This window comes from Streptomyces sp. NPDC048420 (assembly GCF_040651535.1).
Lineage (GTDB): Bacteria > Actinomycetota > Actinomycetes > Streptomycetales > Streptomycetaceae > Streptomyces.
The window spans coordinates 199,620-222,850 of sequence record NZ_JBEZKG010000005.1; the positions used below are offsets into that span (position 1 = coordinate 199,620).

Here is a 23,231-nt window from a genome sequence, read left to right on the forward strand (position 1 = left end):
CTTCGCACCACCCCGCACCTGGAGCTCCTCATGTCCCGCACCCGTCTGCCCCTCGCCGCGCTCTCCCTCGCGTCCGTCTCCGCCCTCGTGCTCTCCGGCTGCTCGCAGTCCACGGACGCGTCCAAGAACACCGGCGACACCGCCGCCTCGGCCTCCGCCGCCACCGGCAAGAAGCCGGCCCCCTTCAGCGCGGGCGCGGTCAAGGTGGCCCTGGTTCGGCAGAGCGGCGCCGGCGACTACTTCGAGCAGTGGGGCAACGGCGCCAAGGCCCAGGCCAAGGCCCTCGGCATCGATCTGACGGTGTACGACGCCCAGGCCGACAACGCCAAGCAGGCCACCGACCTGTCCTCGGCGATCAACTCCGGTGCCAAGGCGATCATCATCGACCACGGCTTCCCGGCGACGATCCAGCCGGAGATCGACAAGGCCGTGAAGAAGGGCATCAAGGTCGTCGTCTACGACGTCGAGACCTCCACCAAGGGCGTGGTGAGCACCGAGCAGGACGACGCCAGCATGGCCCAGGCGGTGCTCGACGTGATGTCCAAGGACCTCGGCAAGAACGCCAAGGTCGGCTACGTCAACGTCGCCGGGTACGCCGCCCTCGACAAGCGGAACACCGTTTGGGCGAAGGAACTCGCCGCGCAGGGCTGGAAGCAGCAGTTCAAGGTCGGCAAGGTCACCGACTCCACCGCCACCGACAACGTCCCGCTCGTCTCCGCGGCGCTCACCCAGCACTCCGACGTGACCGGCGTCTTCGCCCCCTACGACGAGCTCGCCAAGGGCACGGTGCTCGCCGTCCAGAACAAGAAGCTCCAGGACAAGGTGAAGGTCTTCGGCGCGGACGTCTCCAACGCCGACATCCAGCAGATGACCGCCGCCGACAGCCCCTGGGTCGCCACGGCGGGCACCGACCCGTCCGCGGTCGGCGCCGCCGTCGTCCGTACGACCGCCCTGGAGCTGGCCGGTCAGCTGAACAAGACCTCGGTCGAGTTCCCGGCCGTGGCCATCACCCAGGACTTCCTGCGCGCGAAGAAGATCGAGAACATGGACCAGCTGCGGGCGGCGCTTCCCGCGCTGAACCTGTCGCAGGTCTCGACCGCGGACTGGATCTCGAATGTCGCCCACTGAACCAGCGGTCGCCCTCCGCGAGGTCAGCATGGCCTTCGGGGGCAAGACGGTCCTGGAGTCCGTCACCCTCGACATCGCCCCGGGCAGCGTGGTCGCGCTGCTCGGCGCGAACGGCGCCGGCAAGTCCACACTGATCAAGATCCTGTCGGGCGTGCACACCGACCACGGGGGAGTGGTGCGGGTCGCCGGGGAGCCCGCGGCGCTCCAGTCCCCGCTCGCCGCCCGGCAGTTGGGCATCCAGACCGTGCACCAGCGCATCGGTGAGGGCATCGTGCCGGGTCTCTCGGTCGCCGAGAACCTGGTCTTCGAGGAGCTGGCCCAGGCGCGCGGCAACCCGTTCCTCAACGGCGGCAAGCTGCTGGCCCGCGCCCGCGAGATCCAGGCGGGCCTCGGCCTCGACTGGAGTGACGCCGTCCTCAGGCGGGACGTCACCGAACTCGGCATCTCCGACCGCCAGTTGCTCATCCTCGCCCGCGCCCTGGCCACCCGCCCCCGGCTGCTGATCCTCGACGAACCGACCTCAGCCCTGTCCGCCGCCGAGGCCGAACGCCTCTTCGCGCTCGTCGAGAAGATGCGCGACGACGGCATCGCAGTCCTCTACGTCTCCCACCGCCTCGGCGAGATCGACGCCCTCGCCGACCGGCTGGTCGTCCTGCGGGACGGCTGTCTCACCGAGGACCAGACCAAACCCTTCGACTGGGACGCAGCCCTGCGCGCGATGCTGGCGCAGGCGCAGGAGGCGACGACGGCGCGGCCCGTCGCTCACGGGGACGGGGCCGGTGACGTGATCCTGTCACTCAGGGGCGTCCGACTCTTCGAGGGCCGCGCACCCCTCGACCTCGACCTCCGCACCGGCGAAGTCACCGGCATCGTAGGCCTGTTGGGCGCCGGCAAGACCGAGATGGCCCGCGGCCTGTTCGGCGCCGAGCCCTTCGCGACCGGCTTCGTCGAGCTGGACGGGAAGCCGTACGAGCCGAAGCGGCCCTCCGACGCCATCCGCGGCGGCATCCACCTGGTTCCCGAGGACCGGCACGCCGACGCGCTGGTCCCCGGCTGGTCGCTGGCGCAGAACATCTCGCTGCCGTTCCTGAAGTCGCTCTCGAAGGCCGGGCTGGTCCAGCGCTCGAAGGAGGACGCTCTCGGCCGCGACACCATCGAGGCCCTCGGTGTCGTGGCCCGCGACGAGCACAGCACGGTGGAGGAGCTGTCCGGGGGCAACCAGCAGAAGGTCGTCGTCGGCCGCTGGCTCGCCGAGACACCCCGTGTCCTCATCCTGGACGAACCGTTCCGAGGCGTGGACATCGGCGCCCGCCGGGACATCGGCCGCCGCGCCAGGACCCTCGCCGCCGAGGGTGCCGCCGTCCTCGTGCTGTCCGCCGACGTCGACGAGGTCCTGGAGATCGCCGACCGGGTCGTCGTACTCGCAGCCGGTGAGATCCACCTCGACGCGTACGGCGAGGACGCGGAACGCGACCGCGTCATCCAGACCATCTCGGCGTCCGTGTGACCCCGGCCCACTTGAGGTAGTTCGCCATGACCACAACCCAGAGCGCCCCGGTGAAGACGGTGACCCCGCCCACCGCAGGCACGGCCGTCCGCGTCCAGAACGCCGTCATCAAGTACGGCTTCATCTTCGTCACCGTCGTGCTGTTCCTGTACTTCGCGCTGAGCGAGGGCTCCTTCCGCGAGTCGGCGACCCTCCTCGACACCCTCCGCTATGTCTCCGTCGCCGCGATCCTCGGCCTCGGCGTCACCCTCACCATGGCCGTCGGCGGAATGGACATGTCCGTCGGCGCGGTCGCCGGCCTCGGTGTCTCGGTCGCCGCCCAGACCATGGTCGTCTTCAACCAGGTCGGCACGGTCGCGATCATCGCGGTGCTCGCGGCGGGCGCCCTCGCGGGCCTGCTCAACGCGCTCCTGATCGTCGTACTGAAGATCCCCGACATGCTCGCCACCCTCGGCACCATGTTCGTCATCCAGGGCAGCAAGCTGATCCTGGTCGACGGCCAGTCGATCACCCCGGGCATGACGATGGACGACGGTTCCACCGCCCCCGGAAAGTTCACCGCCGGGTTTTTGAAGATCGACCGCGGCACGGTCCTCGGCATCCCCGTCTCGGTCCTCATCTTCGGCGGCCTGACCGTCGCCGCCTGGGTCTTCCTGGCCCGCACCCGCTGGGGCCGCGTGCTCTACGCGATCGGCGCCAACCCCGAGGCGTCCAGGCTGGCGGGCATCCGGGTGGGCGCGTACCGGGCCCTCGCCTACGTCCTCTCCGGCGTCCTCGCCTCGATCGGCGGCCTGATCCTCGCGTCCCGCATCGGCCAGGGCGATGTCTCCGCCGGCACCTCCCAGCTCCTGGAGGCGGTCGCGGTGGCACTGGTCGGCACCTCGGTCCTCGGCCGGGGCCGTCCGAACGTCTGGGGCACGGCCCTCGGCGCGGTGCTCATCGGCATCATCACCACCGGCCTGACCATCAAGGGCCTGCCGTACTACACCCAGGACGTGGTCGAGGGCGCGGTCCTCATCCTCGCCCTGGTCTTCAGCTTTACGTTGTCCAAGCGCCGCACCGCATAGGGGAGTTCACGATGGGTTACCGCATCCTGGAGACCGAGGACATCCCGGCGTACCTGCGCGAGCACGGCCACTGGGACGGCGTGGTGGACCCGGAGGTCCGCGAGGTCTCCGACGGCAACATGAACCGCGTCTTCCTCGCCACCTCGGCCGCGGCCGACGGCACCCGCAGCCTCGCCGTCAAGCAGGCGCTGCCCTGGGTGCGGGTGGCCGGCCCCTCCTGGCCGATGAACCCGGACCGCGCCGACGCCGAGGCCCGCGCCTACGAGCAGATCGGGAAGGTCGCGCCCGACAAGATCCCCGCGATCCACGGCTACGACCCCGAGAACTACGCGCTCGTCATGGAGGACATGTCGGACCTGGAGGTCCTGCGCACCCTCCTGAACGAGGGGGCGTCGTACGGCCCCCACACCTCGGCCCGGGTCGGCGAACTGGTCGCCCAACTCTCCTTCGCCACCAGTGACTTCGGCATGCCGTCAGCCGAACGCAAGGCACTGATCGCGGCCTCGGTGAGCCCGGAGCTCTGCAAGATCACCGAGGACGTGGTGCTGTCCGAGCCGTACATCGAGCACGAGCACAACCACTGGCACGAGGGCGTGGACGACCTGGCGGTGTCCTTCCGCGCCGACACCGAGCTCCGCACGGAGGTCGCCGACCTCAGGCACCGGTTCATGACCAGCGCCCAGGCCCTCCTGCACGGCGACCTCCACACCGGCAGCATCATGGTCGGCGAACGCGAAGGCGCCCCCGTGGTCCGGGTGTTCGACCCCGAGTTCTCCTTCGTCGGACCCATCGGCTTCGACCTCGGCCTCTACTGGGCCAACGCCCTCGTCTCGGAGGAACGGGCCCGCACAGTCGGCACGTTGAGCGACCACGCCGACCAGCTCCGCCTGTCCTGGGAGGCGTTCGAGAAGGAGTTCCGCCGCCTGTGGCCGACCCGCGTCGACACCTTCTTCGACGACGCCTACCTGGACCGCTTCCTGCGCCGGGTCTGGACGGAATCCCTCGGCTACGCGGGCACGGAGATCATCCGCAGGATCATCGGCTTCGCCCACCTGACGGACCTGACGACGCTGGCGGACCCGGTGGAGGCATCACGCAGGGCACTGTTGATCGGCCGCGAACTGATCGTGCGGCGAGAGGAGTTGACCGACGTGGACTCTGTACGAGCGGTAGTGCGGTTGGCCTAGGGGCGCGGGGCTGTATCGACTTGCGGCTCCGCCGCGTGGGCGTGACCAGCCGCAACGAACCCGCAGACGGAAGAAAAGGGCGGCCCCCACAACGGGGAGCCGCCCTTTACCGCTGTACCGCTTACTTCTTGTCGAGCAGGTCCTGGACCTTCGCCCGGACCTCGTCCGTGGCCAGACCCCGGATCGTCAGCGTCGTACGGCGGCGCAGCACGTCGTCCTGGGTCTCGGCCCACTCGTTGTCCCGGGCGTAGACGACCTGCGCCCAGATCTCCGGGGCGTCGGGGTGCACCCGCTCACCCAGTTCGGGGTTCTCGTTCGCCAGCCGGGCGATGTCGAAGGCCAGCGAACCGTAGTGCGTCGCCAGGTGCCTCGCCGTGTCGGCGGCCATGCGCGGACCCGGCGCCGGGTTGTCGACCAGCAGGCGGTGCGCGACCGCGCGCGGGTTGGCGACACCGGGAAGCGGGAGCTTCTTCGGCAGGGAGGAGATGGGCTCGTAGTCGGCGCCCAGCGGAGCGCCCGGCAGCGCCTCCAGCTTCTGCATGACCGTACGGCCGATGTGCCGGAACGTCGTCCACTTGCCGCCCGCGACGGACAGCATGCCGCCCCGGCCCTCCGTGACCACGGTCTCGCGCTTGGCCTTCGCGGTGTCACCGGGACCGCCCGGCAGCACCCGCAGACCCGCGAAGGAGTACGTGATCAGGTCACGGGAGAGCTGCTGGTCGCGGACGGAGAACGCGGCCTCGTCGAGTATCTGGGCCGTGTCCTTCTCGGTGACCGTGACGTCCGCCGGGTCGCCCTCGAACTCCTCGTCCGTGGTGCCGAGGAGCAGCATGTCCTCCCACGGCAGTGCGAAGGTGATCCGGTACTTGTCGATCGGGGTCGCCAGCGCGGCCCTCCACGGCGCGGTCCGCTTCAGGACCAGGTGCGCGCCCTTGGAGAGGCGGATCGAGGGAGCCGCGTTCGGGTCCTCCATCTTGCGCAGGTGGTCCACCCACGGCCCGGTCGCGTTCAGCACGAGACGGGCATTCACGCCGAACTCGTCGCCGGACTGCCGGTCGCGCAGGTCCGCGCCGGTCACCCGGCCCTTGGTGAACCGCAGCCCGGTGACCTCGGCGTGGTTCAGGACCACCGCACCCGCCTCGACGGCCGCGCGGACCGTCATCAGCGCCATGCGGGCGTCGTTCATCTGGTCGTCGCCGTACACGGCCACGGCCTTCAGGTTGTCGGTACGCAGCTCGGGCACGTCCTGCGCCGCCTTGGCGGGGGACAGGAGATGACCGACGCCGTCACCGAACGCGGAGAGCGCGGAGTAGGCGAAGACGCCCGCCCCGAGCTTCGCGGCGCCGTGCGGCCCGCCCTTGTACACGGGGAGGTAGAACGTGAGCGGGTTCGCCAGGTGGGGAGCCACCTGGCGGGACACCGCGCGACGCTCGAAGTGGTTCTCCGCCACCAGCTTCACCGCGCCGGTCTGCAGATAGCGCAGACCGCCGTGGAGCAGCTTGGAGGAGGCGGAGGAGGTGGCGCCGGCGAAGTCGCCGGCGTCGACCAGTGCCACCCTGAGGCCGGACTGCGCGGCGTGCCAGGCGGTGGAGATGCCCAGGATGCCGCCGCCGATCACGAGAAGGTCGTACGACGCCTTGGAGAGCTGCTCCCGGGTCTCGGCGCGGCTCGGGTTGGAGCCGGAGGCCGGGCGCGTACCGAGGGCAGGCACGGACTGCAGGGTGGACTGACTGGTCATGTGGGGTTCTTACTCCTCATCGAGCTGTTGAGGGGGTGTCTCTCAGCTCTCGTCCTCGAGCCAGCCCATGGTCCGCTCGACGGCCTTGAGCCAGCTCTTGTACTCACGGTCGCGGGTGTCCGCGTCCATGCGGGGGGTCCACTCGGCGGCCCGGCGCCAGTTGGCGCGCAGGTCGTCGGTGCTGGTCCAGAAGCCGACGGCGAGACCGGCGGCGTAGGCGGCGCCGAGGCAGGTGGTCTCGGCGACCATCGGACGGACCACGGGGGCGTCCAGGAAGTCCGAGAGGGTCTGCATCAGCAGGTTGTTGGAGGTCATGCCGCCGTCGACCTTGAGGGCCGCGAGCTCGACGCCCGAGTCCTTGGTCATGGCGTCGGTGATCTCACGGGTCTGCCAGGCGGTGGCCTCCAGGACGGCACGCGCGAGGTGCGCCTTGGTGACGTACCGGGTCAGACCGGCGATCACACCGCGGGCGTCGGAGCGCCAGTACGGGGCGAACAGACCGGAGAAGGCCGGCACGAAGTACGCGCCGCCGTTGTCCTCGACGGACAGCGCGAGCGTCTCGATCTCGGCGGCGGTGGAGATCAGGCCCATCTGGTCGCGCATCCACTGCACCAGCGAACCGGTGACGGCGATGGAGCCCTCGAGGGCGTAGACCGGCTTGTCGTCACCGATGCGGTAGCCGACGGTGGTGAGCAGACCGCTGTACGAGTTGATGATCTTCTCGCCGGTGTTCAGCAGCATGAAGGTGCCGGTGCCGTACGTCGACTTGGCCTCGCCCTCGGCGAAACAGGTCTGCCCGAACAGCGCCGCCTGCTGGTCGCCGAGCGCCGAGGCGACCGGGATGCCGCCGAGCAGGTCGCCCAGCTTGCCGCCGGTGACCTCGCCGTAGACCTCGGCCGAGGAACGGATCTCGGGGAGCATCGCCAGCGGCACGCCGATGGACTCGGCGATCTTCTCGTCCCACTCCAGCGTGTGGAGGTTCATCAGCATGGTGCGGGAGGCGTTGGTGACGTCGGTGTAGTGCTTGCCGCCGTCGACACCGCCGGTCAGGTTCCAGATGACCCAGGAGTCCATGGTGCCGAAGAGGATGTCGCCGCGCTCGGCGCGCTCGCGCAGACCCTCGACGTTGTCGAGCAGCCAGCGGGCCTTCGGGCCGGCGAAGTAGGAGGCGAGGGGGAGACCGGTCTCGCGGCGGAAGCGGTCCTGGCCGACGTTGCGGCCGAGCTCCTTGCACAGGGCGTCGGTGCGGGTGTCCTGCCAGACGATGGCGTTGTGGACGGGCTCACCGGTGTTCTTGTCCCACAGCAGCGTGGTCTCGCGCTGGTTGGTGATGCCGATGGCCTTGATGTCGTCGCGGGTGATGCCGGCCTTCTGGATGGCTCCGGCGACGACTTCCTCGACGTTGGTCCAGATCTCGTTGGCGTTGTGCTCGACCCAGCCCGGCTTCGGGAAGATCTGCTCGTGCTCCTTCTGGTCGACCGAGACGATACGGCCGTCCTTGTCGAAGACGATGCAGCGGCTGGAGGTGGTGCCCTGGTCGATGGCGGCGATGAACGGGCCGGCGGTGTGGGCGTCGGTCACTGTGTGCTCCTGGGGTTCCGTGAGTGAAGAGGACGTTCTACCGGTGCTTTATGCGAAAGCGACGTTGTAGATGCCTGCGGCGATCGCGCCGCCGATCAGCGGACCGGCGATCGGGACCCAGGCGTAGCCCCAGTCGGAACCGCCCTTGTTGGGCAGGGGCAGGAGGGCGTGCACGATACGCGGACCGAGGTCACGGGCCGGGTTGATCGCGTACCCGGTCGGGCCACCGAGGGACAGACCGATGGAGACGACGACCAGCGCGGTGATCAGGGCGCCCAGGGTGCCCAGGCCCTTGCCGTCACCGTTGAGACCCTGCGTGAGGACGGCGAGCACCAGCACGATGGTGCCGATGACCTCGGTGGCGACGTTCTGCCAGGCGACGCGGACCTCGGGGCCGGTGGAGAAGATGCCCAGGACCGGACCGGCGCCCTTCTCCTGCGCCTCGACGGCCTTCGCGGTCGTGGCCTGCGCACCCGGAGCGCCGACGATCTCCTTGTCGGTGAGGTGCGCGTGGAACTGGCCGTAGTAGGCGACCCAGACCAGAGCCGCACCGATCATGGCGCCGAGCAGCTGCCCGCCCCAGTAGACCGGGACGTCACTCCACGGGATGCCGTCCTTCTTGAGCGCGAGCGCCAGCGTCACGGCCGGGTTGAGGTGGGCGCCGGACAGCGGCGCCGAGGTGTAGACGGCCGTCAGAACGGCGAAACCCCACCCGAAGGTGATGGCGAGCCACCCGGCGTTACGGGCCTTGGAGGCCTTCAGCGTCACGGCGGCGCAGACACCGCCGCCGAGCAGGATGAGTATGGCGGTACCGATGGTCTCGCCGATGAAGATGTCGGAGCTGGACACCCGCGACTCCTTTGTCCTTCGTCCAGGGGACCGAACCCCGGGTCCCTCCGGTGGTTCGAGCTGCCCTCGGGGTGAGAGCGATGCCGGCCCTTGGCGTTGTCACACTCTAGCGCGTATTGCCGGTAGGTGTTCGACAATGCCGACCGATGGACGGGAGTCTTGCTCCGGGGTTACGCGCACGTCAAGAGTTCTGTAGTCGAAAACACGATCGTTACTGATAACTGTGAGTCAACGATCTTGGTTTGGCGATTTGTGCCGTTGTGTCGGAGTACGACCGAGGGCCGGCACGTCACCGACGTGCCGGCCCCTTCTTACGGTCCTCAGAACCGCCCGGCGCCCAGGTCCCGCGAGACCGCGCGGGCGCAGTCCCGCACCGCCGCGATCAGCTCCGGACGCAGTTCTCCCTCGCGGCACAGCCGCTCCACGGCCCCGGTGATCCCGACCGCGCCGACCGGCATCCGCCGCCGGTCGTGGATGGGTGCGGCGATGGAGGCCACGCCCTCCCAGGTCTCCTCGACGTCCGCCGCGTACCCGCGCGCGCGGGTGACGTCGAGGATCTGCTCGAACTCCGCCAGGTCGCACACGGTCCGCTCGGTGAACGCCTTGCGGTCGCTCTCCAGCGCCTCGCTGTGCGCGACCGGGTCGTACGCCGAGAGCACCTTGCCGAGCGCCGTGCAGTGCAGGGGCTGCATGGCCCCGATCTCCAGCACCTGCCGGCTGTCGTCGGGCCGGAAGACGTGGTGCACGATCAGCACGCCCTGCTGGTGCAGCACGCCCAGGTGGACGCTCTCGCCGCTGGAGCGGGCCAGGTCGTCCGTCCAGACGAGCGCACGCGCGCGTAGTTCGTGCACGTCCAGATAGGTGGTCCCCAGGCGCAGCAGCTCGGCGCCCAGCTGGTACCGCCCGGAGGCCTCGTCCTGCTCCACGAACCCCTCCTGCTGGAGGGTGCGCAGGATGCCGTGCGCGGTGCCCTTGGCGAGGCCCAGGGACGAGGCGATGTCCGACAGGCCGAGTCTCCGCTCGCCGCCCGCGAGGAGCCGCAGCATCGCGGCCGCCCGTTCGAGCGACTGGATGTTCCGTGCCATCGCCGTCCTGCCTCCGTCCCCTTCGACAGCCGTGTTACGGCGTCGCTGCCACTGTTCGGCAATGCCGAACACTACCGGTCCATGCCGACCTCCCGCTAATGGTCGGTCCACAACTGTTGCGTCACTGGTATCCCGCCGGTGACCTGCCCGCCATCCTCGTCCGTCCCGTGGACTTCCTGACCATCCGGTGGCAGGCCCGGCTACTCTGGCGTGGTGCGCCCAGCGTGGGACGTCTCGCGGGCGCCGTGAAGCCGACAGCCGTCGCAACTGAGGGAGCCCTTTCATGGCCTCGTCGCCACTGACCCCTTCCGCCGACAGCCGGACCCGTGTGTCCGCGCTCCGTGAGGCGCTCGCCACCAGAGTGGTGGTCGCCGACGGAGCGATGGGCACCATGCTGCAGGCCCAGGACCCGACCCTCGAGGACTTCGAGAACCTCGAGGGTTGCAACGAGATCCTCAACGTGACCCGGCCGGACATCGTCCGCTCAGTCCACGAGGAGTACTTCGACGCGGGGGTGGACTGCGTCGAGACGAACACCTTCGGGTCCAACTACACGGCCGCCTCGGAATACGAGATCGCCGACCGTGTCCACGAGCTCTCCGAGGCGGGTGCCCGGATCGCCCGCGAGACGGCCGACGAGTACACCGCCCGGGACGGCCGCCAGCGCTGGGTCCTCGGCTCGGTCGGCCCCGGCACCAAGCTGCCCACCCTCGGCCACATCGACTACGCCACGATCCGCGACGGCTACCAGGCCAACGTCGAGGGTCTGCTCGCCGGCGGCGCCGACGCCCTGATCGTGGAGACCACGCAGGACCTGCTCCAGACGAAGGCCTCCGTCCTGGGCGCCCGTCGCGCGCTGGAGGCGACCGGCGCCGATGTGCCGCTGGTGGTCTCCATGGCCTTCGAGACCACCGGCACGATGCTCCTCGGCTCCGAGATCGGCGCCGCGCTGACCGCGCTGGAGCCGCTCGGCATCGACATGATCGGCCTGAACTGCTCGACCGGCCCGGCCGAGATGAGCGAGCACCTGCGGTACCTCGCCCGGCACTCCCGCATCCCGCTGCTGTGCATGCCGAACGCGGGTCTGCCGATCCTCACCAAGGACGGCGCGCACTTCCCGCTCGGTCCCGAGGGCCTGGCCGACGCCCAGGAGAACTTCGTACGCGACTACGGCCTCTCCCTGATCGGCGGCTGCTGCGGCACCACCCCCGAGCACCTGCGCCAGGTCGTCGAGCGGGTCCGCGACCTCACGCCCTCCGAGCGCAACCCGCAGCCCGAGCCCGGCGCCGCCTCCCTCTACCAGACCGTCCCGTTCCGCCAGGACACCTCCTACCTGGCCATCGGCGAGCGCACCAACGCCAACGGTTCCAAGAAGTTCCGCGAGGCCATGCTGGAGGCCCGCTGGGACGACTGTGTGGAGATGGCCCGCGAGCAGATCCGCGAGGGCGCCCACATGCTGGACCTCTGCGTGGACTACGTGGGCCGTGACGGCGTCGCCGACATGAAGGAGCTCGCCGGCCGCTTCGCCACCGCCTCCACCCTGCCGATCGTCCTGGACTCCACCGAGGTCCCCGTCATCGAGGCCGGCCTGGAGAAGCTCGGCGGCCGCGCGGTCATCAACTCGGTCAACTACGAGGACGGCGACGGCCCCGAGTCCCGCTTCGCGAAGGTCACCAAGCTCGCCCAGGAGCACGGCGCCGCGCTGATCGCGCTGACCATCGACGAGGAGGGGCAGGCCCGTACCCCCGAGCACAAGGTTGCCATCGCCGAACGGCTCATCGAGGACCTGACCGGCAACTGGGGCATCCACGAGTCGGACATCCTCATCGACACCCTGACCTTCACCATCTGCACCGGTCAGGAGGAGTCCCGCAAGGACGGCATCGCCACCATCGAGGCGATCCGCGAACTCAAGCGCCGCCACCCGGACGTCCAGACCACGCTGGGTCTGTCCAACATCTCCTTCGGCCTCAACCCGGCCGCCCGCGTCCTGCTCAACTCGGTCTTCCTCGACGAGTGCGTCAAGGCGGGCCTGGACTCGGCGATCGTCCACGCGTCGAAGATCCTGCCCATCGCCCGCTTCAGCGAGGAAGAGGTCCAGACGGCCCTCGATCTCATCTACGACCGTCGCGCCGAGGGCTACGACCCCCTGCAGAAGCTGATGGCCCTGTTCGAGGGTGCCACCACCAAGTCCCTGAAGGCGGGCCGCGCCGAGGAACTGGCCGCCCTGCCCCTGGACGAGCGCCTCAAGCGCCGCATCATCGACGGCGAGAAGAACGGCCTGGAGGCCGACCTCGACGAGGCCCTCCAGTCCCGCCCCGCCCTCGACATCGTCAACGACACCCTCCTGGACGGCATGAAGGTCGTCGGCGAGCTGTTCGGCTCCGGCCAGATGCAGCTGCCGTTCGTCCTCCAGTCCGCCGAGGTGATGAAGACCGCGGTGGCCTACCTGGAACCCCACATGGAGAAGGTCGAGGGCGACGAGGCCGGCAAGGGCACCATCGTGCTCGCCACCGTCCGCGGCGACGTCCATGACATCGGCAAGAACCTCGTCGACATCATCCTGTCCAACAACGGCTACAACGTGGTCAACCTCGGCATCAAGCAGCCGGTCTCCGCGATCCTGGACGCCGCCGCCGAGCACCGCGCCGACGTCATCGGAATGTCGGGCCTCCTGGTCAAGTCCACGGTGATCATGAAGGAGAACCTGGAGGAGCTCAACCAGCGCGGCCTGGCCGCCGACTTCCCGGTCATCCTCGGCGGAGCCGCGCTGACGAGGGCGTACGTCGAACAGGACCTGCACGAGATCTACGAAGGCGAAGTCCGCTACGCCCGCGACGCGTTCGAGGGCCTGCGCCTCATGGACGCCCTCATCGGCGTCAAGCGGGGCGTGCCCGGCGCCAAGCTGCCCGAGCTCAAGCAGCGCCGGGTGCGCGCAGGCGCCGTGACCGTGGAAGAAGAGCGGCCCGAAGAGGGGCATGTGCGCTCCGACGTGGCCACCGACAACCCGGTGCCCACCCCGCCGTTCTGGGACACCCGCGTCATCAAGGGCATCCAGCTCAAGGAGTACGCCTCCTGGCTGGACGAGGGCGCCCTGTTCAAGGGCCAGTGGGGGCTCAAGCAGGCCCGCACCGGCGAGGGACCGACGTACGAGGAGCTCGTCGAGACCGACGGCCGGCCCCGGCTGCGCGGCCTGCTGGACCAGCTCCAGACCGAGAACCTCCTCGAAGCCGCCGTCGTCTACGGCTACTTCCCGTGCGTGTCCAAGGACGACGACCTGATCATCCTGGACCAGGAGGGCAACGAGCGCACCCGCTTCACCTTCCCGCGCCAGCGCCGCGGACGTCGGCTGTGCCTCGCCGACTTCTTCCGCCCGGAGGAGTCGGGGGAGACGGACGTGGTCGGCCTCCAGGTCGTCACGGTCGGCTCGCGGATCGGCGAGCAGACCGCCAAGCTCTTCGAGGCCAACGCCTACCGCGACTACCTCGAACTGCACGGCCTGTCCGTCCAGTTGGCCGAGGCGCTCGCCGAGTACTGGCACGCGCGCGTGCGTTCGGAGCTGGGCTACGCCGGCGAGGACCCGAACGACATCGAGGACATGTTCGCTTTGAAGTACCGGGGCGCCCGCTTCTCCCTCGGCTACGGCGCCTGCCCGAACCTGGAGGACCGCGCCAAGATCGCCGAGCTGCTCAAGCCGGAGCGGATCGGCGTCCACCTGAGCGAGGAGTTCCAGCTCCACCCCGAGCAGTCCACCGACGCGATCGTCATCCACCACCCGGAGGCGAAGTACTTCAACGCCCGGTGACCCGCCCGGTGAGTCCTGGCTCACCGAGCACACTGATCCGACAAGACGTACACTGGTCGGTCCACTGGAGGCCGGTTCCCCGTGCGGGGAACCGGCCTGCTCGTCCCTCAAGGAGGTACGTGGATGACCAGCACGGTCCCCGCGCCCGTAACCCGTACGGCAGACGGCTCGGCCCTCCAGGCCGTCCTCCTCGACATGGACGGAACCCTGGTGGACACCGAGGGCTTCTGGTGGGACGTCGAGGTCGAGGTCTTCGCCGGCCTCGGTCACACCCTCGACGACTCCTGGCGTCATGTCGTGGTCGGTGGCCCCATGACCCGTAGCGCCGGCTTCCTGATCGAGGCCACCGGCGCCGACATCACCCTCGCCGAACTCACCGTCCTGCTCAACGAGGGCTTCGAGGACCGCATCGCACGCGCTCTGCCGCTGATGCCCGGCGCCCCCCGGCTGCTGGCCGAACTGTCCGCGCACCGGATCCCCACCGCCCTGGTCTCCGCCTCCCACCGGCGCATCATCGACCGGGTCCTCGACTCCCTCGGCCACCGGCACTTCGCGCTCACGGTCGCCGGCGACGAGGTGCCACGCACCAAGCCGCACCCGGACCCCTATCTGTTCGCCGCCGCCGGGCTCGGCGCGGATCCGGTCCGATGCGCGGTCGTCGAGGACACCGCGACCGGGGTCGCCGCCGCCGAGGCGGCCGGCTGCCAGGTCGTGGCCGTGCCCTCCGTCGCCCCCATCGCCCCGGCCCCCGGACGCACCGTCGTCACCTCCCTCGAAGAGGTCGACCTGACATTTCTGCGCGGCCTGATGATCGTCCGATGACGGAAATGCCACGGGCGTTCACCCAGCGTGTGGTGCGGATAACCCGGTAATTCCGCAGGTCCCTGACGAAGGAATTCGAAGACCGTCGGATGGCCGAATTCCGGTCCGCCCCAGCCCCGTTGTGCATGTGACGTTCCCCACTCGACGGGGCCTCGACAGGCGGCGGAGGCTGTGCCGGACAGCCCCTTGCGGGGCCCCCGGGCGCGCCCATGTGTCCTGATTCATGGAACCCTGCACTAATCCTTCCCCTGGCGGGCTTTCGGTGCGTCCACATCCGATTCCGCTGTGTGATGGAAGCCCAACTCCGGTGACTGCGAACCCTCCTACAGGTGCGGACTAATCTCCTGCTGAGAACATCGCCCTAACCCCGTGATCCGCCGCACCACCCATGCATGCCGGGTACACGGACTGAACAGCTCTGGAGAAACTCGAGCATGAACCGCAAGACTTTGGTGCTGCCGGCCGTCATCGGTCTGCTCGCGCCGGTACTCGCCGCCTGCGGCGGGACCGACAGCGGCAGCGGCGGAAGTGACGCGATCGCCGTCGGCACCACGGACCGGTTCACCGCCACGAAGGACGCTCCGGCGCCGCTCGACCCCGCCTACGCCTACGACGTCGGCACCTGGAACGTCCTGCGCCAGACCGTGCAGACCCTGATGATCCAGCCCAAGGGCGACGGTGACCCCGTGCCCGAGGCCGCCCAGTCCTGCGGTTTCAGCGACAGCGGAAACGAACGCTACGTCTGCACCCTGCGCGACGGCCTGAAGTTCGCCAACGGCGACGCCATCACCGCGGCCGACGTGAAGTACTCCATCGACCGCGCCCGAGCCATCAAGGCCGACTCCGGCGTCTTCGCCCTGCTGTCCACCATCGACACCGTCGAGACCAAGGGCGACCGCGAGGTCATCTTCCACCTCAAGACCGCCGACGCCACCTTCCCGTACAAGCTGTCGACCCCGGTCGCCGGCATCGTCAACCCCGACGACTACGCGAAGAACAAGCTCCGCGACGGCTTCGACGTCGACGGCTCCGGCCCGTACACAATGAAGGCCGACGTCAAGAACGACGAGCTCGTCGACGCCGTGTTCACCAAGAACCCCAACTACAAGGGGTCGTTGACCGTGAACAACGACAAGGTCGAGCTGCGCTCCTTCACCGACGCCGACGAGATGGGCACCGCCCTCGAAAAGGGCGACATCGACCTCATCACCCGCACCATGTCGCCCCAGCAGATCCAGAAGCTCTCCAACGAGTCCGGCGGCGACGTCGACCTCGTCGAGATGGCCGGCCTGGAGATCCGCTACCTGGCCTTCAACACCAACGCCCCGGCCGTGAAGTCCCGTGCCGTGCGCCAGGCGATGGCCCAGCTCATCAACCGCAGCGAACTCGTCTCCAAGGTCTACGGCACCCAGGCCGAGCCGCTCTTCTCGCTGGTCCCGGCCAGCATCACCGGCCACTCCAACGCGTTCTTCAACAAGTACGGCGACCCGAGCGTCACCAAGGCCAAGGCCCTGCTGACCCAGGCCGACATCACCACCCCGGTGAAGCTGACCCTCCACTACACGACCGACCACTACGGTTCGGCCACCAAGGAGGAGTTCGAGGACCTGCGCAAGCAGCTCAACGACAGCGGGCTCTTCGACGTCGACCTCCAGGGCACCCCCTGGACCACCTTCCGCCCGGCCGAGCAGAAGGGCGAGTACGCCGTCTACGGCATGGGCTGGTTCCCGGACTTCCCCGACGCCGACAACTACCTCGCCCCGTTCCTCGACAAGGACAACTTCCTCGGATCGCCGTACGACAACAGCGAGATCCGCAACACCCTGATTCCGGACTCCCGCCGCGAGGCCGACCGCGTCGCGGCAGCCGGAAGCCTGACCGAGATCCAGGACATCGTCGCCGACGACGTCCCCGTGCTGCCGCTGTGGCAGGGCAACCAGTACGTCGCCGCGCGCGACGACATCACGGGCACCGCCTACGCGCTCAACTCCTCGTCGACGCTGCAGCTGTGGGAACTCGGCCGAGGCGTGGACGGCTGACCGGCCGCCACGCCTCCATCGCCCAGGGCCCGGCGAGCGGGCCCCGGGATTCCACAAGAATCGACGACAAGGCACTCGCACGTGAACAAGCGCATCCAGTGGCCGGTCCTGCCCCTCGTGGCAGGGCTGGCCTCCGGCCTGCTGACCGGCTGCGGCACGGAGTCCGGCGGCTCCGGTTCCGGCGGCTCCTCCGTGGTCATGGGGATGTCCGACGACGTCCTCGCCACCGACCCGGCCTCCGGCTACGACCCCGGCTCCTGGCTGTTGTTCAACAACGTCTTCCAGTCGCTGCTCAGCTTCCCCAAGGGCGGCACGGAACCGGAACCGGACGCCGCCAAGAGCTGCGAGTTCACGGACACCAGGACGCAGGTCTACGAGTGCACGCTCAAGGACGACCTCAAGTTCAGCAACGGTGACTCGCTCACCTCCGAGGACGTCAAGTTCTCCTTCGACCGCATGCTGAAGATCAACGACGACGCCGGTCCCGCGATCATGTTCCCGATGCTCGACAAGGTCGAGACACCGGACGAGAAGACCGTCGTCTTCAAGCTCAACACCCCCGACGCCACTTTCCCCAGCAAGATCGCCTCCGGCGCCGGCTCGATCGTCGACCACACGCAGTACGACGCGGACAGCCTGCGCAAGGACGGCGAGGCGGTCGGCTCCGGTCCCTACCAGCTCGACTCGTTCGACGACGACCAGGCCGTCTTCTCCGTCAACGAGAACTACAAGGGCACCGCCGAGACCAAGAACTCGGGCGTCACGCTGAAGTTCTTCCACGGCGACCAGGCCGCCCTGAAGACCGCCCTGACCGACAAGAAGGTCGACATCGCCTACCGCGGTCTCACCGCGAGCGACATCACCGACATCGAGAACGCCTCCGCCGACTCCGGCGTCGAGGTCGTCGAGGGCTCCAGCGCCGAGGTCCAGCACCTCGTCTTCAACATGGACGACCCGGTCACGGGACAGCTCGGCGTCCGCAAGGCGATCGCCTACCTGCTCGACCGCGAAGCCCTCATCCACGAGGTCTACCAGGGCACCGCGGACCCGCTCTACTCGATCATCCCGGCCGGTATCGCGGGCCACAACACGGCCTTCTTCGACACCTACGGCGCCCAGCCCTCCAAGTCCAAGGCCGCCGCCGCCCTCGCCGACGACGGCATCACCGGCAAGGTGAAGCTGACCCTGTGGTCCACGCCGTCCCGCTACGGCCCGGCCACCGACCAGGAACTCAAGACGATCGCCCAGCAGCTGAACGCCAGCGGCCTGTTCGCCGCCGACGTCAAGTCCGTGGCCTTCGACCAGTACGAGAAGGACATCGCCGCCGGCAAGTACGGCGTCTACGTGAAGGGCTGGGTGCCCGACTACCCGGACGCCGACAACTTCACGGCCCCCTTCTTCGGCAAGGGCAACGTGCTCAGCAACAACTACAGCAACAACAAGATCACCGGCACGCTCATCCCGGAGACCGCCGCCCAGCCCGACCGCTCCGCGACGGGCGACCACTACGGCACGCTCCAGGACCTCGTCGCCGAGGAAGTCCCCGTCCTGCCGGTCTGGCAGGCCAAGCAGTACGCCGTCGTCCGCGACGACGTCTACGGCCTGGAGTACTGCCTCGACGCCTCGACCGTGTTCCGCTTCTGGGAGCTCAGCAAGGGCTGATCGAACCGCCGCACACACGAAGAGGGCGCCCCCAGTCAGGCGGGGGACGCCCTCTTCGCTCTTCGAACGCGCTCTTCGAACGCTGCCGGACTACTGCGCGCCGGGACGCACCAGACCGCTCTCGTACGCGTACACCGCGGCCTGCACCCGGTCCCTGAGCCCCAGCTTCGTCAGGACGTGACCGACATGCGTCTTCACGGTGGTCTCGCTGACGAACAGATCCGCGGCGATCTCCGCGTTGGACAGCCCGCGCGCCACCAGCTTCAGCACCTCGACCTCACGGTCGGTCAGCGTGTGCAGGGTGTCCGGCACCGGCTCGTCACCGGACGGCAGATGCGTGGCGTACTTGTCGAGCAGCCGGCGCGTGATGCTCGGCGCGAGCATCGCCTCACCCGCGGCCACCACCCGGATCGCCTGCACCAGTTCGTTGGCCGGGGCGTCCTTGAGCAGGAACCCGCTGGCCCCCGCCCGCAGCGCCTCCACCACGTACTCGTCGAGGTCGAAGGTGGTCAGCACCAGCACCTTGGCCGGCCCGTCCCGCCCGGGCCCGGTGATCTGCCGAGTCGCCTCCACACCGTCCATCCGCGGCATGCGGATGTCCATCAGGACCACGTCGGGCTGCAGAGCCCGCACCTGGTCGAGAGCCTGAAGGCCGTCTCCGGCCTCGCCCACGACCGCGAGGTCCTGCTCGGCCTCCAGAATCATCCGGAACCCGGTACGCAGCAGCGGCTGGTCGTCGACCAGTAGGACGCGGATGGCCACGTAAGTCTCCTTCGCTAGTCCGGCCCCATTCTGCCCTGCTCGCCGGTCGCGGACTTCACCGGCAGTGGGTAGAGCGGGGGAGTGCCGCCGAACTCCGGGCAGTGCTCCTGGTGGTCGCACCAGCCGCACAGCTTGGTCGGGCGCGGCCGCCAGTCGCCCGTCTCCGTGGCCTGCCGGATCGCCTCCCACAGCGCCAGCAGCTTGCGCTCGACCCGCTCCAGGTCGGCGAGGACGGGGTCGTACGTCAGGACGTCACCGCTGCCGAGATAGACCAGCTGGAGCCGGCGCGGGATCACGTTCTTCAGCCGCCACACCACCAGGGCGTAGAACTTCATCTGGAACAGCGCGCCCTCGGCGTACTCGGGCCGGGGTGCCTTGCCCGTCTTGTAGTCGACGATCCGCACCTCGCCGGTCGGTGCCACGTCGACCCGGTCGATGATCCCGCGCAGCCTGAGCCCCGAATCCAGCTCCGTCTCCACGAACAGCTCCCGCTCGGCGGGCTCAAGACGCGTCGGGTCCTCCAGCGTGAACCACCGCTCGACCAGCCGCTCCGCCTCACCGAGCCAGCGCGCCAGCCGCTCGCCGCCGGGATCGTCGGCGAACAGCTCCACCACCTCCGGACGGCTCTCCCTGAGCCGGTCCCACTGACCGGGAATCAGTGACTTGGCCGCCGGCGCGGTCCGCTCGCCGGCCGGCGCGTCGAAGAGCCGCTCCAGCACCGAGTGCACCAGGGTCCCCCGGGTTGCCGCCTCACTCGGCTTCTCCGGCAGCCGGTCGATCACCCGGAACCGGTACAGCAGCGGACACTGCATGAAGTCACTGGCCCGCGAGGGGGAGAGGGAGGCGGGCGCGGCGGGCGTTATGACGGTGGCCCGGGACACCGCGCCGGTGTCCTGCGCCGCTCCTGCCGCGGGGTCCGCCCCCACCTCGGCCGCGACGGGCGCTTCCCCGTCGCTCTGTCCGGCCTCGACCGCCTCGGGCTGCGCCGTGGCCGACGGTTCCGTCGTCCCCGGGGCGTCGACGGCGGCCCCGGCCTGGCTCTCCGTGCTTGTCTCCATGACCACAGACCATACGGCCCGCCACTGACAGTGACCCAGCCGCGGCGCCGTGGGCGGGAGCGGGCCCGAGGGAGCTCCGGGGCTCGGGGGCCGAGGTGGCGTGTAAGTCTCCGGTCCAACGGGCGCCGCCTCGCCGTGACCGCCCGTGACCCTGAGGAAACACAGGGGGTGCCGGGGCGGAACCGGCCGCGCCCGCCGCATACCATCGACCCGAGACCCTTCCGCACGGCAGGCGCGGAAGACGCTTCGAACGAGGGGACATCGTGGACGAGAGCGGCGGGAGCGGGCAGCCGCGATCCGGCACGGACAGGCCGGCGCCCCACGCAGGGCCCCCGGCCCACACCACCGACCCCACGGCCCCCGACCCCCACGACAACGGGACCCGGGCCGACGCGCCCACCGACCCGTCCCCCCGCACCACGGACCCGGACCGCACGCCCGGACCCGACGACACCGGCGCGACCCCGACCGACGGCACCAGTCCGGAACCCGAGAGCACAACGGCGGCCTCACCCGAGCCGGCCGCGGATGACAACGCTGCCCAGCCACCGCCGACGGGGGCCGACACCACGGCAGAGGAGACCACCAGCAGCGGCGTCGACGGTCCCACGGGAGGGACGCCGGATCCCGCCCCTCCGCAAGGCGACCACGTGCAGTCCCCGGCCCCCACCGGCCTCCGGAAACCCGAAGGGCCCGCCGGCCACCACGACGAGCACCGCACCCTCGCCCACTCCGGCACCCCCAACAACCCCCCGCCGCAGTCCCCCCAGCCCCGCGGCGGACTGCTGATGGGCCGCCCCTTCGGCGTGCCCGTCTACGTCGCCCCCAGCTGGTTCCTCGTCGCCGCGCTCATCACCTGGGTGTTCGGCGGCCAGTTGGACCGCGTACTGCCGGAACTCGGCGCCGCCCGCTACCTCGTGTCCCTCTTCTTCGCGATCGCCTTCTACGCCTCCGTACTCGTCCACGAACTGGCGCACACGGTCGCGGCCCTCCGCTTCAAGCTCCCCGTCCGCCGCATCCAGCTCCAGTTCTTCGGAGGCGTCTCCGAGATCGAGAAGGAAGCCGAGACCCCCGGCCGCGAGTTCGTGCTCGCCTTCGTCGGCCCGCTGCTCTCCCTGCTCCTCGCCGGCCTCTTCTACCTCGCCATGCAACCTGTGGAACCCGGCACCGTCCCCGGCGTCCTGCTCGCCGGACTGATGGTCTCCAACCTCATCGTGGCCGTCTTCAACCTCCTGCCCGGCCTCCCCCTCGACGGCGGCCGTATGCTCCGCGCCGTCGTCTGGAAGCTCACCGGCAAACCCATGAGCGGCACCATCGCAGCCGCCTGGGTCGGCCGCGCCCTCGCCGTCTGCGTCCTCATCGGCCTCCCGCTGCTCACCCAGTCCGGAGCACTCGGCTCCTCCGCCGAGGACAACGTCGGCATGGACACCGTGATGGACGCCCTGCTCGCCGCGATCCTCGCCGCGATCATCTGGACCGGCGCCGGCAACAGCCTCCGCATGGCCCGGCTGCGCGAACACCTCCCCGAACTGCGCGCCCGCACCCTCACCCGCCGCGCGGTCCCGGTCGAGACCGACACCCCCCTCTCCGAGGCCCTGCGCCGCGCCAACGACGCCGGCGCCCGCGCCCTGGTCGTCGTCGACGCCGAGGGCACCCCGCTCTCCCTCGTCCGCGAGGCCGCCATCGTCGGCGTACCGGAACACCGCCGCCCCTGGGTCGCCGTCAGCGGCCTCGCCCAGGACCTCACCGACGGCATGCGCGTCTCGGCGGAACTCGCGGGCGAGGACCTCCTGGACACCCTGCGCGCGACCCCGGCGACCGAGTACCTGGTGGTCGAGGAGACCGGAGAGATCTACGGCGTCCTGTCCGCCGCCGACGTCGAGCGGGCCTTCGTGAAGGCCATGGCCAGACCCTCCTAGTGGTCGGCGGCCTCGCCGGGGACCGGTAGGCTGTTCACATGTCCGAACCGACCGGTGCCGCCCGCAGGCGCGGGCCCTTCAAGGTCGGGGACCAGGTTCAGCTGACCGACCCCAAGGGCCGCCACTACACGTTCACGCTCGAAGAGGGAAAGAACTTCCACACCCACAAGGGTTCCTTCCCGCACGACGAGCTGATCGGCGCACCCGAGGGCAGCGTTGTCCGCACCACCGGTAACGTCGCCTATCTCGCGCTGCGCCCCCTGCTCCCCGACTACGTCCTGTCCATGCCCCGCGGGGCTGCCGTCGTCTACCCCAAGGACGCCGGGCAGATCCTCGCCTTCGCCGACATCTTCCCCGGCGCCCGCGTCGTCGAGGCCGGCGTCGGCTCAGGCTCGCTCAGCAGCTTCCTGCTGCGCGCCATCGGCGACCAGGGCATGCTGCACAGCTACGAGCGTCGCGAGGACTTCGCCGAGATCGCCCAGCAGAACGTGGAGCGCTACTTCGGCGGCCCGCACCCCGCCTGGCAGCTCACCGTCGGCGACCTCCAGGACAACTTGTCCGACACCGACGTCGACCGCGTCATCCTCGACATGCTCGCCCCCTGGGAGTGCCTGGAGGCCGTCTCCAAGGCCCTGGTCCCCGGCGGCATCCTCTGCTGCTACGTCGCCACCACCACCCAGCTCGCGAGGACCGTCGAGTCCATCCGCGAGATCGGCTCCTTCAACGAGCCGACCTCCTGGGAGTCGATGATCCGCAACTGGCACGTGGAAGGCCTGGCCGTCCGCCCGGACCACCGGATGATCGGCCACACCGGCTTCCTGCTCACCGCCCGCCGCCTCGCCGACGGCGTCGAGCCCCCCATGCGCCGCCGCCGCCCCGCCAAGGGCGCCTACGGCGAGGACTACACCGGCCCCAACGCCGACGGGGGCTCCGGCCGCTAGAGCCGTGGGGGAGCGTGACGACAACGCCGCTGGGGGCACCCCTCTGGGGGAGTGCCGTACCGCGGGCCCCGCGGCGTCGGC

16 protein-coding genes are annotated in these 23,231 nt (G+C 69.7%); 10 read left to right on the top strand and 6 right to left on the bottom strand.

Going from position 1 to position 23,231, the window contains the following annotated elements; translation table 11 throughout:
• Nucleotides 1-30 precede the first annotated feature (30 nt).
• Genes AB0D34_RS10565 through mtnK form a run of 4 tightly spaced genes read left to right on the top strand, consistent with a single transcriptional unit; the run spans nt 31 to nt 4,889 of the window.
• Nucleotides 31-1,128 carry a substrate-binding domain-containing protein gene (locus AB0D34_RS10565; protein ID WP_362659547.1) on the top strand — a complete coding sequence of 366 codons (1,098 nt, stop codon included), beginning with the start codon at nt 31-33 and terminating at the stop codon, nt 1,126-1,128.
• A complete protein-coding gene (locus AB0D34_RS10570) occupies nt 1,115-2,635 on the top strand; it encodes a sugar ABC transporter ATP-binding protein (RefSeq protein ID WP_362659550.1) in 1,521 nt (506 codons plus the stop codon). The genes AB0D34_RS10565 and AB0D34_RS10570 overlap by 14 nt, the downstream gene beginning before the upstream one ends.
• A gap of 26 nt (nt 2,636-2,661) precedes the next feature.
• Nucleotides 2,662-3,702: an ABC transporter permease gene (locus AB0D34_RS10575; protein WP_362659553.1), complete on the top strand. Its 1,041-nt coding sequence runs from the start codon at nt 2,662-2,664 to the stop codon at nt 3,700-3,702.
• 11 nt (nt 3,703-3,713) lie between these two features.
• Entirely contained in the window at nt 3,714-4,889 is a 1,176-nt protein-coding gene (mtnK, locus tag AB0D34_RS10580; protein WP_362659556.1) for an S-methyl-5-thioribose kinase, read from the top strand.
• A 121-nt stretch (nt 4,890-5,010) separates the two neighbouring features.
• Here the strand turns inward: mtnK and AB0D34_RS10585 are convergent, their stop codons facing one another.
• The 4 genes from AB0D34_RS10585 to AB0D34_RS10600 form a co-directional block, all read right to left on the bottom strand.
• Nucleotides 5,011-6,627, bottom strand: coding sequence for a glycerol-3-phosphate dehydrogenase/oxidase (locus AB0D34_RS10585; RefSeq protein WP_362659559.1), 1,617 nt, complete (start codon nt 6,625-6,627; stop codon nt 5,011-5,013).
• A gap of 42 nt (nt 6,628-6,669) precedes the next feature.
• Entirely contained in the window at nt 6,670-8,208 is a 1,539-nt protein-coding gene (glpK, locus tag AB0D34_RS10590; RefSeq protein ID WP_362659562.1) for a glycerol kinase GlpK, read from the bottom strand.
• 48 nt (nt 8,209-8,256) lie between these two features.
• The gene (locus AB0D34_RS10595) at nt 8,257-9,057 is read right to left on the bottom strand and encodes an MIP/aquaporin family protein (RefSeq protein ID WP_362659565.1); all 801 of its coding nucleotides are present in this window, start codon (nt 9,055-9,057) and stop codon (nt 8,257-8,259) included.
• 320 nt (nt 9,058-9,377) lie between these two features.
• The gene (locus tag AB0D34_RS10600; protein ID WP_362659568.1) at nt 9,378-10,142 is read right to left on the bottom strand and encodes an IclR family transcriptional regulator; all 765 of its coding nucleotides are present in this window, start codon (nt 10,140-10,142) and stop codon (nt 9,378-9,380) included.
• A gap of 283 nt (nt 10,143-10,425) precedes the next feature.
• On the opposite strand from AB0D34_RS10600, the gene metH reads away from it, so the two are divergent.
• From metH to AB0D34_RS10620, 4 genes are all read left to right on the top strand, one after another.
• Entirely contained in the window at nt 10,426-13,947 is a 3,522-nt protein-coding gene (gene metH, locus AB0D34_RS10605; RefSeq protein ID WP_362659571.1) for a methionine synthase, read from the top strand.
• A gap of 123 nt (nt 13,948-14,070) precedes the next feature.
• Complete coding sequence (locus AB0D34_RS10610; RefSeq protein ID WP_362659573.1) at nt 14,071-14,769, top strand: HAD family phosphatase; 699 nt, start codon at nt 14,071-14,073, stop codon at nt 14,767-14,769.
• Between the two features lie 434 nt (nt 14,770-15,203).
• On the top strand, nt 15,204-16,808 hold the full coding sequence (locus AB0D34_RS10615; RefSeq protein WP_362659575.1) for an ABC transporter substrate-binding protein: 1,605 nt from the start codon (nt 15,204-15,206) through the stop codon (nt 16,806-16,808).
• An 81-nt stretch (nt 16,809-16,889) separates the two neighbouring features.
• Nucleotides 16,890-18,470 (top strand): ABC transporter substrate-binding protein, encoded by a 1,581-nt coding sequence (locus tag AB0D34_RS10620; RefSeq protein ID WP_362659577.1) that lies wholly within the window; start codon nt 16,890-16,892, stop codon nt 18,468-18,470.
• Nucleotides 18,471-18,560: 90 nt separating this feature from the next.
• Here the strand turns inward: AB0D34_RS10620 and AB0D34_RS10625 are convergent, their stop codons facing one another.
• Together AB0D34_RS10625 and AB0D34_RS10630 are read right to left on the bottom strand one after the other, a co-directional pair.
• Nucleotides 18,561-19,232, bottom strand: coding sequence for a response regulator transcription factor (locus tag AB0D34_RS10625; RefSeq protein ID WP_030606450.1), 672 nt, complete (start codon nt 19,230-19,232; stop codon nt 18,561-18,563).
• A 14-nt stretch (nt 19,233-19,246) separates the two neighbouring features.
• Entirely contained in the window at nt 19,247-20,290 is a 1,044-nt protein-coding gene (locus AB0D34_RS10630) for a RecB family exonuclease (protein WP_362659580.1), read from the bottom strand.
• Nucleotides 20,291-20,553: 263 nt separating this feature from the next.
• On the opposite strand from AB0D34_RS10630, the gene AB0D34_RS10635 reads away from it, so the two are divergent.
• Together AB0D34_RS10635 and AB0D34_RS10640 are read left to right on the top strand one after the other, a co-directional pair.
• On the top strand, nt 20,554-22,209 hold the full coding sequence (locus AB0D34_RS10635; protein WP_362659583.1) for a site-2 protease family protein: 1,656 nt from the start codon (nt 20,554-20,556) through the stop codon (nt 22,207-22,209).
• A 38-nt stretch (nt 22,210-22,247) separates the two neighbouring features.
• A complete protein-coding gene (locus tag AB0D34_RS10640) occupies nt 22,248-23,150 on the top strand; it encodes a tRNA (adenine-N1)-methyltransferase (protein WP_057614329.1) in 903 nt (300 codons plus the stop codon).
• Nucleotides 23,151-23,231: the final 81 nt, after the last annotated feature.